Origin of the sequence: Aliiroseovarius marinus (genome assembly GCF_004360145.1) — a bacterium.
GTDB classification, from domain to species: Bacteria; Pseudomonadota; Alphaproteobacteria; order Rhodobacterales; family Rhodobacteraceae; genus Aliiroseovarius; species Aliiroseovarius marinus.
In genome coordinates this window covers 14,786-27,547 of record NZ_SAIT01000011.1, presented here as the reverse complement: position 1 = coordinate 27,547, position 12,762 = coordinate 14,786, and the positions used below count along the sequence as shown (strand labels likewise).

Below are 12,762 nucleotides of genomic sequence, written 5' to 3'. Positions count from 1 at the left end.
GTGGGATCAATCGAAGACCATGATCGGACGGACTTCCACCCGGCCATATTGGGCATCTGGAATCTTGGCGGCGTATTTCAGCGCCTCGTCCAGGTCCTTGCAATCGAGGATATAGTACCCGCCCAGCTGCTCTTTGGTTTCGGCAAAGGGACCGTCCACGACCTCGGTCTTGCCGTTCCGCACGGACACGGTGGTGGCGGTCGCCACCGGATTAAGGGCTTCGCCGCCGACCATCACGCCTGCGTCCTGCACTTCCTGCGTATAGTCCATATATGCCTGCATATAGGGGCCAAATTCGTCGGTGCCGGGCTGCGGGCCGTTATCCTCGGCATTATAAATCAAACAGATATATTGCATCGGTTTTCCTTTCGTCTGTTGGGAAAGGTCTATGCCTTTCTGTGTACCAGACGTTTGGGGATCGGCAAAATCGACAGTTGGACTGAGTTTCTTTCAAATTCGTGTAATTATTAACTCCTGACGGAACAATTTAATCAGAAGGATTCATTATGCCCTTTCCAGATTTCATCACAGAATTGCCCGGCATGGACGTCCCCTTCCCCGAAGATGTGGTGCAAACATCTGCCGTTCGATCAGACAACGGCTTGGTTGCCTTCCTCACCTTCCTGAAAGACATGGAGCTTCCGCCGCATTCACACGGACCGCAATGGGGCACCGTTGTCGAAGGCGAGATCGAACTGACCATTGGCGGCGAGACACGAACCTACAGGGCCGGTGACAGCTACAATATCCCCGATGGTGTCGTACATGGCGGCCGCATTAAGGCTGGAACGCGCGCCATCGACGTCTTTGCCGAGGCTGATCGATACCCAATCAAGGAATAGCGGCCACGTCGCCGCCCCTAGGGACACACCCGCGTGTAATAGAGGAACCGAAGCGGGTTCGGCGCCTCTTCGCCCCTTGCGGCAAGCTCTTTCGAATAGTGGACCGGTTCGATCACCTGCTGGTAGCACCGGGCGAACTCGGGCAGGATTTCCAGTTCCTTTCCTGACAGGAACCACGCGTCCGAGACTTCGACGCCGTGGGCTGGGCCGATGATGATCCGGTCGGGCGCGCGGGACAGCACATAGGCGCCGTCCCCTTTGGCGTGACCCGGCCAGCTTTGGCGCTCGGTCAATACGGGGACGTTTTTGCGTTTGGCGATCACCGGATCATTCAGCCCCAGCATGTCGATAAAGATACGATTCTGACCGGCAAAGAACGGGGTCGAGCCCGCCGTATTCACCGCAATCGTGATGCCTTCCGGCCATGTGGTGTCGATGTGGCGGCCGATGATCTCGCCGAAATGGGCGGCGTGGTCGCGCGTTTTCGGAGGCTCGACCAAGGCCACAACCAAGGTCGCAGCAGCCGAGGCCCCGACGACGATATTCCGCGTGCGCAGCGCCATCGCGGACAGGCTGGCCAGAAGCAACAGGGCCAGCGGCGCAAGCAGCGGCACCAGCATCCGCGCCCACGGCATATGATCGCCCCCGGCCCAACAGATATAGAGCAGCTGCAACACCGTCGCGCACAGCAGGAACGGCACAGCCGGGTTGGACCGTACGGTTTTCCGAAGGATCACCGCAGCACCCAAGGCAATGCCCAAGGTCGGGATCGTCACCAGCATATCGGACAGATACTCGGCACCGTTCAGAAGCTTTTCCGGCAGGGGCAGATCGGCTTTGGCATAAAAGGTCAGGGGGAAGAGCTCTCCATAGATCTGCCAGCGGATCCCCATCTGAATGAACGAGACCGCCGCCGGGATGCCAACAACGAGTGCAGCCCCCATCACGCGGGCGGATTTGGTCCCCGGCCCGGCCACCAGCAGACCCAGCCCCGAGCCCGCGATGAACACAGATGCATCCAACCGCGTCAGCACGGCCAGCGCATAGGCGATGGCTGCCAACGCCAGCAAAACGGGGCGCGGTTGGCGTAGATAGGTCAGCAACGCGGCCACGCCACTGGCAAGCAGCGCTGCGACGACCACCGCCTCGAGCCCGCCGAGCACCCAGAGCGCAATCGGGGTTGAACCCGCAATCGTCAGCACTGTCAGCGCCCGTCCCAGCCAGTTTTCCCGGCCCGGCAGCACCGCACGCGCTGCGACAGCCGTCGCCGCCAGCAAGACAAAAGCCGCAATGGCATTCACCGCCTGCGCCGCCGCAACTGCCGAAGCGCCAAGCCGTATGACCCAGCCGGTCAGCACCACGTGCAGTAAGCTTGTGTAGCCCTCGGCCCATTCGCCGGGGTTCCACTGGATCAAGCCGGTTTCCGCAAAGGTGCGCGCGTAGCGTAGGGTGATATAGGCATCATCGTGAAAAAAGCCGCTGTGCTTGGACAGAAGATAGGCCAGCACGGCAAGCGCACCGAAAACTGCAAGAGTGTCGCCCGAAATCCGTCTCAACATAGATGTGCCTTCACATACACTGCCCACTGGCAACCTAGCGCGAATGCCACCCGCCGCAATGTTAAGTTGATCACAGTAGCCCTTCGGGTAAGCAGCAGCGGCAAAATCGCACCATCATACGAAAAAGCCGCGAAGGTGTCCCCTCGCGGCTTTCGAATTCTTCGCTGAAATCAGGCTTAGGCAGCCAGAGCAGCTTTCGCTTTTTCGACGATTGCACCGAATGCATCGGGCTCGTGTACGGCCAGGTCGGCCAGCACTTTACGGTCGACTTCAACACCAGCCAGGTTCAGGCCGTTGATGAAGCGCGAATATGTCAGAGCCTCGTCATGCGAACGGACAGCAGCGTTGATACGCTGGATCCACAGCGCACGGAACTGACGCTTGCGGTTCTTACGGTCACGGGTTGCATACTGGTTCGCCTTGTCGACGGCCTGACGGGCAACTTTGAAGTTGCTCTTACGACGGCCGTAATAGCCTTTAGCGGCCTTGACGACTTTACGGTGACGGGCGTGGGTTGTGGTTCCACCTTTTACGCGGGACATATTAGTATCTCCTCTTAGCGGTCGTAGGGCATGTAGCCCTTGACGATCTTGGCGTCGGGGGCGGACAGGGTGGTGTTGCCGCGTGCGTTACGCAGGAACTTGTTGGTACGTTTGATCATGCCGTGGCGTTTGCCGGCCTGACCTGCGCGGACCTTGCCGGTCGCGCTTACCTTGAAGCGCTTTTTGGCGCTCGATTTGGTCTTCATCTTGGGCATTTTCGTCTCCAATTAAAGGTTACGTTGATGCACGGCGGGCATGCCACACTAGCCCACGCGCACATGAAGTTGGCCGTATAGGGGCAGATCGCCCGACTCGCAAGCGTTTTTTGCGTGGAAATGGGCCGTCACTTAGGTCCGCAAATACGCAATAAAATGGCTAATCACCGAGTCGATGACTTGCGGGATCGTACTGATCGAATAGGCATTGGGTTTCGCACCGATTGCGACAACGATCAGCCCACCGCCGATCAATACCAAGATAGCCGGAACGCGCGGGGCTTCTCCGCGCCGAAATGCGCCCAAGATTGCGGGCACAGCCAACACCAAAATGAAAAGCCCGACGACGAAAAAGGTATCATAGGTCACGCAATAACCTCCAACGATGAAACCACCTTGAGCCCCTTGCATCAAGGATAGCACAGATCGGTCAGGTTGCGTAGATCATACTTTCATCACAAGGGGCTACGCGCAGAATGTTGGTGGTTCCGGGCACGTTGAAGGGCACACCAGCGGTCACAACGATCTGGTCGGTTTCCTCGGCAAAACCAGCGCTGCGGGCGGCGCGCGCTGCGGACACAACGGCCGCTTTGAAGCGTTCGACCGCACCAGCCGTCACGAAACAGTTGGTGCCCCAGGACAGGCACAGACGACGGGCCGTGCCGCGCAGCGGAGTTAGCGCGATGATTGGCACGCGGGGACGTTCCCGCGAGGTCAAAAGCGCCGTAGTGCCCGACTGGGTAAAGCAGCAGATCGCCTTGATGTCCGTGGTTTCCGCGATTTCACGCGCGGCGGCGACGATCGCGTCGTTGATGCCCGAGCGGCTCGCCACGCGCGATGCCTCGACCTGTTCCAGATAGGTCTCGTCGCTTTCGACCTCGACCGCAACGGCGTTCATGGTGGCCACAGCCTCGACCGGGTACTGGCCGGCGGCACTTTCCGCCGACAGCATCACCGCATCCGCACCGTCATAAATCGCGTTTGCAACGTCCGAGACCTCGGCCCGCGTGGGCATCGGGCTTTCGATCATGCTTTCCAGCATCTGCGTGGCAACAATCACCGGCTTCCCTGCGCGGCGGCAGTCATGCACCAAACGCTTCTGGATCGGCGGCACCGCGTGCACGGGTAGCTCTACCCCAAGATCGCCACGGGCAACCATGATCCCGTCCGAGGCCTTCAGAATCTCGGCGAAGGCATCCACGGCGGCGGGCTTTTCGATCTTCGACAGCACGGCGGCACGCCCTTTGGCCAGATCGCGCGCCTCTTCCACGTCCTCGGGACGCTGTACGAAGCTCAGCGCCAGCCAGTCCACACCCAGCTGACAGGCGAATTCCAAATCCGCGCGGTCCTTGTCGGACAGCGCCGCCAGCGGCAGCACCACGTCCGGCACGTTCACGCCCTTGCGGTCCGAGATCGTTCCGCCAACCTCGACCTCGCAATCAGCAAAGTCCGGGCCGCAGGTCTTGACCTTCAGGCGCAGCTTGCCGTCATTCACCAGAAGGGTCGATCCGGGCTTCAGCGCTTCAAAGATTTCGGGGTGCGGCAGGCAGACGCGGTGTCCTTCACCGGGGGTCTCGTCCAGATCGAAACGAAACTCCTGCCCCTCTTCGATATCCGCAGCGCCCGCGGCGAACACACCGCAGCGCAGCTTCGGTCCCTGAAGGTCGGCCAGAATCGCGATCGGGCGATCCAGATCCTTCTCGACCTGACGCACCAAGGCGTGACGCGCGCGCTGCTCGTCATGGGTGCCGTGGGACATATTCATGCGGAAGACATCGGCCCCGGCCTCGAACAGCGCACGAATTGTATCGTAGTCACTGGAAGACGGACCAAGTGTTGCGACGATCTTGACATTACGATGGCGTCTCACGGCGCACCTCTCTTTCTTTTCTTGCACGGGCATTTCTTACGCGGGGTTAGCCGCTCTATGCCCTATTTTGTTAGCGCTGACAACAAAATGTTAGCGCTCACATGTAGCGCTCGGCTTTGACCTCGCTTAAAGGGGATATGAATCAGAATAACAACACCATCATGACATACCTTCCATTTCACGTTCACGGGCCGGATCGGCCTTCGCGCTGGCTGATCACCTGCGATCATGCTGCAAACACCGTGCCCTCTTGCGTCGGAGGCGGCGATCTGGGCATCGCGCCCGAAGATATGAACCGCCACATCGCCTATGACGTTGGCGCCGCTGGGGTCAGCATCCATCTGGCCGAACTTCTGGACGCGCCTGCGATCCTATCCAACTTTTCGCGCCTTGTGATCGACCCGAACCGGGGCGAGGATGATCCGACGCTTCTGATGAAGCTCTATGACGGCACCGTAATCCCCGCGAACCGCCATGCGGATGCGTCTGAGAAGGCCCGCCGTCTGGACGCGTTCCACCGCCCCTATCACAATGCATTGGCCGATATGGCCGCCCGTCAGGACAACACAGTGATCGTGGCAATGCACTCTTATACGCCGCAGCTGAACGGCCGCGACCCGCGCCCTTGGCATGTGGCGGTTCTGCACGAGAAAGACAGCCGCCTTGCCACACCTCTGATCGCGAAGCTCGCGCAAGAGCCTGATCTGTGCGTCGGCGAGAACGAACCCTACGGCGGTCATCTGGATGGCGATAGCATCGACCGTCACGCAGTGCTACAAAAGCGCCCCAACGTGTTGATCGAGATCCGCAACGACCTGATCGAAACGGAAGAGCAGCAACGCGCCTGGGCCGAACGACTCGCACCGATGCTGATGGAAACTCTGGCCGAAACGGGGCTCTGACATGCCGCATATCCGCATCGAATATACCGGCGAGGCCGAAACGGGCATGCAACCCCTGTGCGAGGCGCTGCTTGACGCGCTGTCATCCCATGACGCCATCCCCGATCCAAGCTCGATCAAAATCCGGGCGCTTCCGGTCGCCTATGCGGTATTGGGCACCGAGGCGCAAAGCTTTGCGCACGCGCAATTCGCGCTTCTTCCCGGGCGTTCGGAAGCCGTGAAATCCGACCTTGCCGGGCTGATCGTGGCCATCATGCGCACCCATCTGCCGCAGATTGCCAACCTATCCGTTGACGTCGAAGACCTCAGCCCTTCCTATGCCAAAGACGTTCTCTAAGGAGTGACCCACATGGACGACCAGACCCGTATCGAGATCGAAGCCGCCGCTTTCCGCCGCCTGCAAAAGCACCTGATGGAAGACCGCACCGACGCCCAGAACATCGACCTGATGAACCTTGCCGGCTTCTGCCGCAACTGCCTTGCCCGCTGGTATCAGGAAGCCGCCAACGAACGCGGCATCGAGATGTCGAAGGACGAGGGTCGCGAAGCCTTCTATGGCATGACCATGGCCGAGTGGAAGGCGAACTATCAAACCGACGCCAGCCCCGAAAAGCAGGCCGCGTTCGAAGTGGCGTTTAAGGAGAACGTGACGGATAAGCAGTAAGCATCACCGGAGGTTTCCGGGTGATTTTCCCGGAAACTTCCCTGCAATATATCCTATCGCTCATCCCTTCCAAGTGGTATGCTGCACCGCAGAAAAGACATTTGGAGGCTTGACCAATGAGCAGTCGGATCATCTGCGTGGCGCAGCAGAAAGGTGGCGCGGGCAAAACAACGCTCGTCTCGAACCTGGCAATCGCGTTCCTGTCGCAGGGCAAAAGCGTGGCCCTGCTGGACACCGACCCCCAAGGCAGTCTTGGTAAGTGGTTGGATATCCGCGAGGAATCTCTGGGCGAGGATGACAACCTTCAGTTCGCAACCGCGACCGCCTATGGCATCTCGCGCGCCGTTCGCGGGGTCAAAGAACAGGCCGACATCATCCTGATCGACACACCCCCCAAAGCCGACAGCGACGTGCGCTGGGTGCTAAGTGAGTCGGACTTGGTGTTGGTCCCCGTCTCGGCCAGTCAGGCCGATGTTTGGGCCACCAACGACGTACTGGACTTGGCCGACCGGGCGGGCAAGCCCACCCAGGTCGTCATGAACCGCACCCGCAACGGCACGCGGGTTGGCGAACAAGTCGCCGCCGCCGTGGTCGAACTTGGGGCAACATCGCTGCAATCCACGCTTACCCACCGCGTGATCTATGCCGAGGCACTGGGCCGCGGTCTAGGTGTGATTGAGGCCAAAAGGACGGGTCCCGCAGCAGACGAAGTACGAGCGCTCGCTGACGAAGTGGCCGCTATCCTAAACCTCGAACCCACCGCCGCGCGCCAACTGGCTTAGAACCGAGCCAACTCGCAACGAAAAAGGGGCCGCGACTGCAGCCCCTTCGGATTTCATTTGCCTGTGGCTTACACAGCCTTCTTCAGGCTCTCATCCAGATAAATCTCGCGCAGGCGCAGGGCCACGTTGCCCGGCGCGCCATCGCCCAGCGCTTGGCCGTCGATTTCCACAACCGGCATCACGAAAGCCGAGGCCGAGGTAAAGAAAGCTTCATCGGCGTTCTGTGCTTCTTCGATGGTGAAGTTACGCTCTTCAATCTCCATCTGGGCTTCTTCAGCGAAGCGCAGAACGGCAGCACGGGTGATGCCGTGCAGGATGTCGTTAGACAGACCGCGCGTGATGATCTTGCCGTCTTTCACGATGTAGACGTTGTTCGAGGTGCCTTCGGTCACATAGCCATCTTCGATCAGCCACGCATCGTCGGCACCGGCGGCCTTGGCCATCATCTTGCCCATCGACGGGTACAGCAGCTGTACGGTCTTGATGTCGCGACGACCCCAGCGGATATCCTCGATCGAGATCACTTTCATCGGCTTCACGGTCGCGGCCAAACCCGGCTTGTTCTGGGTAAACAGCACCACGGTCGGCTTCACCTTCTCGGGGTCCGGGAACACGAAATCACGGTCGCTGTCGGCGCCGCGCGAGATTTGCAGATAGACCAGACCCTCATCGATCTCGTTCACGCGCACCAGTTCGCGGTGCACTTCCAACAGATCCTCTTTCGAGATCGGGTTCTCCATCCCCAGCTCGTTCAGCGAACGGGCCAAGCGCACGGCGTGACCTTCGAAATCAATCAGCTTGCCATTCAGAACGCTGGTCACTTCGTACACCGCGTCCGCAAACAGGAAACCACGGTCAAAGATCGAGACGCTGGCTTCGGTCTCGGGCAGGTATTCTCCGTTCACGTAAACGGTGCGGGTCATGTCAGGTCTCCTTCATGTGACGCTCGGGCATGTGACGCTGCGGGCCATTTGACCCGCGCGGCATTTCCTGTTTGGGGTGTTGATACAAATACCGACGCCAGAGTCAAAGGAAACCCCATGCCCAGCGCCACGCAATCCGCCGCCATCATGTTGACCGCCGGAATTGGCATTCCGGTTCTGGCCGCGCTGAACGCCGCTTTGGGCCAGCGGATGGGGTCGCCGATTGCGGCGGGTTTGATCCTGTTCGTGGTGGCATTTCTGACCACCGGCGTTGTGTTCCTTTTGTCCGGCGCGTCGCTGAAAGGCGCGGTGGGGTCTCCGCCGCACCTGTTCTTCGCGGGCTGCCTTGTGGCGTTTTACGTGCTGACCATCACATGGGTCGCGCCCAGCTTTGGCGTCGGCAATGCCGTGTTCTTTGTGCTGATCGGACAGTTGATCGCCGCTGCCGCCATCGACCATTTCGGTCTGTTCGGCGCAAATGTCACGCCGCTGACCTTCTGGCGCATTGCCGGGATTGCGGTCATGGGCGTGGGCGTCTTTCTGACCCAGATTGCAGGACGTGGCTGACATCAGCCCCAAAGCGCGGCGCTGGGCGGGTGTACGCCCGCATCGTCGAACAAAAGCGGCGTCTCGCGGTCCTCGGCCAGCAGCAGCGGGCCGTCCAGATCGGTGACCATCGCCCCCTGCGCGACCAGCGTGGCGGGTGCCATCGCCAGCGACGAGCCGACCATACAGCCAACCATCACCTGATAGCCCTCGGCCAAGGCGGCCTCACGCAGGGCCAACGCCTCGGTCAGACCACCGGTCTTGTCCAGCTTGATGTTCACCACATCATACTTGCCTTTCAGCTTGGGCAGGCTGGAGCGGTCATGACAGCTTTCGTCGGCACAGACGGGCACGGGGCGGTCCATCCCGATCAGCGCATCATCTTCACCCGCAGGCAAAGGCTGCTCGACCAGATCGACACCCAAGCGCACCAGATGCGGGGCCAGATCAGCATAGACCTCGGCCGACCAGCCTTCGTTGGCGTCAACGATGATGCGCGATTTGGGCGCCCCAGCACGAACCGCCTCGAGCCGAGGCATATCGTCCGGCGTGCCAAGCTTGATCTTCAACAGCGGACGATGCGCGTTCTTCGCGGCCTGCGCCTGCATCGCAGCCGGTTCGTCCAGAGACAGCGTATAGGCGGTGATCTCGGGACCCGGCGCGGTCAGCCCGGCCAGCTCCCACGCGCGTTTGCCCGCGCGCTTTGCTTCCAGATCCCACAGCGCGCAGTCGACAGCGTTCCGAGCAGCCCCAGCAGGCAACAGATCATACAACGCGGCGCGAGTGATGTCGGCTGGCAGGCCCATGATCTCGTCCGTCACGCTCTCGAGCCTCTCGTCATAGCGCGCATAGGGCACGCATTCGCCCCAGCCCACATGATCGCCATCCTGAACCCGAACGGTCAGAACCTTCGCTTCGGTCCGCGACCCGCGCGAGATGGTGAACACCTGCGCCAGTTTGAACACATCAGGGGTAACGGAAATCTTCACGCGCCTGCCCTCTTTTTCTTGTCACAAATATCCCGGGGGTCTGGGGGCAGAGCCCCCAGCCACGAGAGCCGCTAACGAACTATCAGATCGCTTCCAGCGCATCCACCAGCTTGCCCGCGCCATAGCGGAACGGGTCGGTCGCGGGCAGGCCCATGTCAGCTTCAACCTTCGCCAGATAGGCCTTGGCGTCGTCATCCGACATGTGCTGCGTGTTGACCGAGATGCCGATCACCTGACAATCCGGGTTTGCCACCTTCGCCAAGTTCAGCGCAGTTTCGCGCAGCGCTTCCAGCGACGGCTGGGTGTACTCCGGCAGACCGCGCATATGCTCGCGGGTTGGCTCGTGCGCCAGAACCAAGGCATCCGGCTGGCCACCGTGGATCAACGCCATGGTCACACCCGAATAGGACACGTGGAACAGCGAACCCTGACCCTCGATGTGATCCCAGTGGTCTTCGTCATTGTCGGGGGTCAGCCATTCAACCGAACCGGCCATGAAGTCGGCAATCACGGCGTCCAGTGGCACGCCGTCGCCGGTGATCAGAATGCCGGTCTGACCGGTGGCGCGGAAGGTCGACTTCAGGCCGCGCTTGCGCATTTCGGCGTCCATGCACAGCGCAGTGTACATCTTGCCGACCGAGCAGTCGGTGCCCACGGCCAGACAACGCTTACCGGTGCGCTTCTTGCCGTTGGCGATCGGGTACTCGACCTCGGGGATGCGCACGTCGTGCAGCTCTTGTCCGGTGGCTTCGGCCACGGCAACCAGATCAGGCTCGTCGCGCAGCAGGTTGTGCAGGCCCGAGGCCAGGTCGAAGCCTTCCTCAAGCGCTGTGACCAGCACCTTCTTCCACTCTTTGGAAATCACGCCGCCACGGTTGGCCACGCCAACAACCAGCGTTTTCGCGCCAGCGGCTTTGGCTTCGGCCAACGTCATGTCGGTCAGCCCCAGATCGGCACCACAGCCTTCCATGCGGAACTGACCCACGGCGTTTTCAGGGCGCCAGTCACGGATGCCGATGGCCACTTTAGCAGCCAGTTGGTCGGGCGCGTCGCCCAGGAACAGAAGATACGGTGTCTTGATCATGGCCGTGGCCCTTTCGATGAGTGGTGGATTATCCGTCGCGTCATTTTGACGATTATCCAGCGGATTTTCTTGCGAACTCACTCCATTACACGACAAATGCACAAGATTTTGCGTTGGATTGACACTTTCAAGCAAGTTTCTTCGACACAATGTCGAAATCCGCCAGAATCTCCCAAGATGCTGCGCGCGCAAAATAACCTTGCGGGCGACGCAGCAATTTAATAACGATTGCATCCAAGAAATCGCAACATCATTACCGAGAGGCTCGCTATGTCCTTCCGACTGCAACCCGCCGCCCCGTCCCGCCCGAACCGCTGCCAACTGTTTGGCCCGGGCTCGAACACCAAGCTGTTCCCGAAAATGGCCGCCTCGGCCGCTGACGTGATCAACCTCGACCTCGAGGATTCGGTGGCGCCGTCGGACAAGGACGCAGCCCGCGCAAACATCATCGAAGCGCTGAACACCATTGATTGGGGCAACAAATACATGTCGGTGCGCATCAACAGCCTCGACACGCCCTATTGGTACCGCGACGTTGTGGACCTGCTGGAACAAGCTGGCGACCGTATCGACCAGATCATGATCCCGAAAGTGGGCTGCGCCGAAGACGTCTATGCCGTGGACGCGCTGGTCACTGCGATCGAGCGCGCGAAGGGCCGCACCAAGCCGGTTAGCTTCGAAGTGATCATCGAAAGCGCCGCCGGTATCGCCCATGTGGAAGCCATCGCTGCATCGAGCCCCCGCCTGCAAGCCATGTCGCTGGGTGCTGCTGACTTTGCAGCCTCGATGGGCATGCAAACAACCGGAATCGGCGGCACGCAGGAAAACTATTACATGCTGCGCGACGGCGAGAAGCATTGGTCCGACCCGTGGCACTGGGCGCAAGCCGCCATCGTCGCCGCCTGCCGCACCCACGGAATCCTGCCGGTCGACGGCCCGTTCGGCGACTTCTCGGATGACGAAGGGTATATCGCACAGGCCAAACGCTCGGCCACGCTGGGTATGGTGGGCAAATGGGCCATCCACCCCAAGCAGATCGCGCTGGCGAACGAGGTCTTCACCCCGTCGGAAGAAGCCGTCGCAGAAGCCCGCGAGATCCTTGCCGCCATGGAACAGGCGAAAGCCAATGGCGAAGGCGCAACTGTCTATAAAGGCCGTCTGGTCGACATCGCGTCGATCAAACAGGCCGAGGTGATCGTGGCACAGTCCGAACTGATCGCTGGCAGCTAAACATAAGAATATTCCCCGACTGGCCCCGCGTTTACGCGGGGCTTTTTTTGTGCGCGGTCAACTGGTCGCATGGGCAATCGCGTGCCGGGGGCTAAGGTGGGCGCGGGTCATGACGAGGCCCGTTTGGGGACGCATCCCAAACTGAAAGACACAGAGATGAAACCGCTTCTAATCGCCGCCGCGCTCACCCTTGGCCTGTCCGGGGCTGCTTTGGCGCAAATGCAACCCTCCAACCCCGCGCAGACCGGCCTGTCGCGTCCGGTGATCCAACTGACTGGCATTTTGGCCAAAAACATGGACGCGCTCGCGCTGAACGACGAACAGCGTGCGGACGTGAAGAACTGGGTCGCCACCATGCCTGCGAACCGCAAGGCGCTCGAGGCCGAGACGGTCGAGCTGCGCGCAGCCCTGCGCCAAGCCATCGTGGACGGCAAACCCACCGCCGAGCGTCAGGCCATCGCCGACAAGATCGGCGCGAACGAGGTCAATTTGGTGATGATGCGGTCAAACTGCGCCGATCACTGGCGCGTGGTTCTGACTGAAGAGCAGTTCGCCAAACTGCTGGAAATCGCAGGCGTGTCCTGATCTTGCAGGGCGGCGGCACGGCGTGTTGC

At 60.6% G+C, this 12,762-nt stretch carries 17 protein-coding genes; 8 read left to right on the top strand and 9 right to left on the bottom strand.

The window, feature by feature from the left end; all coding sequences use genetic code 11:
- Window positions 1-6: 6 nt before the first annotated feature.
- On the bottom strand, window positions 7-357 hold the full coding sequence (locus tag EOL43_RS12125; RefSeq protein WP_133488955.1) for a YciI family protein: 351 nt from the start codon (window positions 355-357) through the stop codon (window positions 7-9).
- A gap of 149 nt (window positions 358-506) precedes the next feature.
- Between EOL43_RS12125 and EOL43_RS12120 the strand changes: the two genes are divergently transcribed.
- Window positions 507-842, top strand: a complete 336-nt coding sequence (locus EOL43_RS12120; RefSeq protein WP_133488953.1) for a cupin domain-containing protein — start codon at window positions 507-509, stop codon at window positions 840-842.
- A gap of 17 nt (window positions 843-859) precedes the next feature.
- On the opposite strand, the gene EOL43_RS12115 is transcribed toward EOL43_RS12120, so the two are convergent.
- The 5 genes from EOL43_RS12115 to pyk all read right to left on the bottom strand — a co-directional run bounded on the left by EOL43_RS12115 (window position 860) and on the right by pyk (window position 5,028).
- Window positions 860-2,401 (bottom strand): hypothetical protein, encoded by a 1,542-nt coding sequence (locus tag EOL43_RS12115; RefSeq protein ID WP_133488951.1) that lies wholly within the window; start codon window positions 2,399-2,401, stop codon window positions 860-862.
- Window positions 2,402-2,577: 176 nt separating this feature from the next.
- Window positions 2,578-2,943 carry a 50S ribosomal protein L20 gene (gene rplT / locus EOL43_RS12110; RefSeq protein ID WP_133488949.1) on the bottom strand — a complete coding sequence of 122 codons (366 nt, stop codon included), beginning with the start codon at window positions 2,941-2,943 and terminating at the stop codon, window positions 2,578-2,580.
- Window positions 2,944-2,957: 14 nt separating this feature from the next.
- Window positions 2,958-3,158: a 50S ribosomal protein L35 gene (rpmI, locus tag EOL43_RS12105; RefSeq protein ID WP_133488947.1), complete on the bottom strand. Its 201-nt coding sequence runs from the start codon at window positions 3,156-3,158 to the stop codon at window positions 2,958-2,960.
- Between the two features lie 132 nt (window positions 3,159-3,290).
- A complete protein-coding gene (locus tag EOL43_RS12100; RefSeq protein ID WP_133488945.1) occupies window positions 3,291-3,527 on the bottom strand; it encodes a hypothetical protein in 237 nt (78 codons plus the stop codon).
- A gap of 61 nt (window positions 3,528-3,588) precedes the next feature.
- A complete protein-coding gene (gene pyk, locus EOL43_RS12095) occupies window positions 3,589-5,028 on the bottom strand; it encodes a pyruvate kinase (RefSeq protein WP_133488943.1) in 1,440 nt (479 codons plus the stop codon).
- A gap of 161 nt (window positions 5,029-5,189) precedes the next feature.
- On the opposite strand from pyk, the gene EOL43_RS12090 reads away from it, so the two are divergent.
- The 4 genes from EOL43_RS12090 to parA all read left to right on the top strand — a co-directional run bounded on the left by EOL43_RS12090 (window position 5,190) and on the right by parA (window position 7,376).
- Complete coding sequence (locus EOL43_RS12090) at window positions 5,190-5,930, top strand: N-formylglutamate amidohydrolase (protein ID WP_133489349.1); 741 nt, start codon at window positions 5,190-5,192, stop codon at window positions 5,928-5,930.
- A gap of 1 nt (window position 5,931) precedes the next feature.
- Window positions 5,932-6,267: a 5-carboxymethyl-2-hydroxymuconate Delta-isomerase gene (locus tag EOL43_RS12085; RefSeq protein WP_133488941.1), complete on the top strand. Its 336-nt coding sequence runs from the start codon at window positions 5,932-5,934 to the stop codon at window positions 6,265-6,267.
- A 12-nt stretch (window positions 6,268-6,279) separates the two neighbouring features.
- Window positions 6,280-6,594 carry a DUF1244 domain-containing protein gene (locus EOL43_RS12080; RefSeq protein ID WP_133488939.1) on the top strand — a complete coding sequence of 105 codons (315 nt, stop codon included), beginning with the start codon at window positions 6,280-6,282 and terminating at the stop codon, window positions 6,592-6,594.
- Between the two features lie 116 nt (window positions 6,595-6,710).
- The gene (gene parA / locus EOL43_RS12075) at window positions 6,711-7,376 is read left to right on the top strand and encodes a ParA family partition ATPase (protein ID WP_133488937.1); all 666 of its coding nucleotides are present in this window, start codon (window positions 6,711-6,713) and stop codon (window positions 7,374-7,376) included.
- 68 nt (window positions 7,377-7,444) lie between these two features.
- Here the strand turns inward: parA and EOL43_RS12070 are convergent, their stop codons facing one another.
- Window positions 7,445-8,299, bottom strand: coding sequence for a D-amino-acid transaminase (locus EOL43_RS12070; RefSeq protein ID WP_133488935.1), 855 nt, complete (start codon window positions 8,297-8,299; stop codon window positions 7,445-7,447).
- A 117-nt stretch (window positions 8,300-8,416) separates the two neighbouring features.
- On the opposite strand from EOL43_RS12070, the gene EOL43_RS12065 reads away from it, so the two are divergent.
- On the top strand, window positions 8,417-8,866 hold the full coding sequence (locus EOL43_RS12065) for a DMT family transporter (RefSeq protein WP_133488933.1): 450 nt from the start codon (window positions 8,417-8,419) through the stop codon (window positions 8,864-8,866).
- A 2-nt stretch (window positions 8,867-8,868) separates the two neighbouring features.
- On the opposite strand, the gene dgcA is transcribed toward EOL43_RS12065, so the two are convergent.
- Complete coding sequence (gene dgcA, locus EOL43_RS12060; RefSeq protein WP_133488931.1) at window positions 8,869-9,834, bottom strand: N-acetyl-D-Glu racemase DgcA; 966 nt, start codon at window positions 9,832-9,834, stop codon at window positions 8,869-8,871.
- Window positions 9,835-9,916: 82 nt separating this feature from the next.
- The gene (gene dgcN / locus EOL43_RS12055) at window positions 9,917-10,918 is read right to left on the bottom strand and encodes an N-acetyltransferase DgcN (protein ID WP_133488929.1); all 1,002 of its coding nucleotides are present in this window, start codon (window positions 10,916-10,918) and stop codon (window positions 9,917-9,919) included.
- 270 nt (window positions 10,919-11,188) lie between these two features.
- Here dgcN and EOL43_RS12050 point away from each other — a divergent pair, with 270 nt between their 5' ends.
- Window positions 11,189-12,148: an L-malyl-CoA/beta-methylmalyl-CoA lyase gene (locus EOL43_RS12050; protein ID WP_133488927.1), complete on the top strand. Its 960-nt coding sequence runs from the start codon at window positions 11,189-11,191 to the stop codon at window positions 12,146-12,148.
- 69 nt (window positions 12,149-12,217) lie between these two features.
- The gene (locus tag EOL43_RS12045) at window positions 12,218-12,733 is read left to right on the top strand and encodes a Spy/CpxP family protein refolding chaperone (protein ID WP_133488925.1); all 516 of its coding nucleotides are present in this window, start codon (window positions 12,218-12,220) and stop codon (window positions 12,731-12,733) included.
- The last annotated feature ends 29 nt before the right edge of the window (window positions 12,734-12,762 follow it).

Bases quoted from the DNA above. Each gene is read 5' to 3' on its own strand.
- EOL43_RS12080 (WP_133488939.1), top strand. From the start codon at position 6,280: ATGGACGACCAGACCCGTATCGAGATCGAAGCCGCCGCTTTCCGCCGC.
- EOL43_RS12045 (WP_133488925.1), top strand. From the start codon at position 12,218: ATGGGCAATCGCGTGCCGGGGGCTAAGGTGGGCGCGGGTCATGACGAG.
- parA (WP_133488937.1), top strand. From the start codon at position 6,711: ATGAGCAGTCGGATCATCTGCGTGGCGCAGCAGAAAGGTGGCGCGGGC.
- EOL43_RS12065 (WP_133488933.1), top strand. From the start codon at position 8,417: ATGCCCAGCGCCACGCAATCCGCCGCCATCATGTTGACCGCCGGAATT.
- EOL43_RS12120 (WP_133488953.1), top strand. From the start codon at position 507: ATGCCCTTTCCAGATTTCATCACAGAATTGCCCGGCATGGACGTCCCC.
- dgcN (WP_133488929.1), bottom strand. From the start codon at position 10,918: ATGATCAAGACACCGTATCTTCTGTTCCTGGGCGACGCGCCCGACCAA.
- EOL43_RS12115 (WP_133488951.1), bottom strand. From the start codon at position 2,401: ATGTTGAGACGGATTTCGGGCGACACTCTTGCAGTTTTCGGTGCGCTT.
- EOL43_RS12050 (WP_133488927.1), top strand. From the start codon at position 11,189: ATGTCCTTCCGACTGCAACCCGCCGCCCCGTCCCGCCCGAACCGCTGC.
- EOL43_RS12085 (WP_133488941.1), top strand. From the start codon at position 5,932: ATGCCGCATATCCGCATCGAATATACCGGCGAGGCCGAAACGGGCATG.
- rpmI (WP_133488947.1), bottom strand. From the start codon at position 3,158: ATGCCCAAGATGAAGACCAAATCGAGCGCCAAAAAGCGCTTCAAGGTA.
- EOL43_RS12125 (WP_133488955.1), bottom strand. From the start codon at position 357: ATGCAATATATCTGTTTGATTTATAATGCCGAGGATAACGGCCCGCAG.
- EOL43_RS12070 (WP_133488935.1), bottom strand. From the start codon at position 8,299: ATGACCCGCACCGTTTACGTGAACGGAGAATACCTGCCCGAGACCGAA.
- rplT (WP_133488949.1), bottom strand. From the start codon at position 2,943: ATGTCCCGCGTAAAAGGTGGAACCACAACCCACGCCCGTCACCGTAAA.
- EOL43_RS12090 (WP_133489349.1), top strand. From the start codon at position 5,190: ATGACATACCTTCCATTTCACGTTCACGGGCCGGATCGGCCTTCGCGC.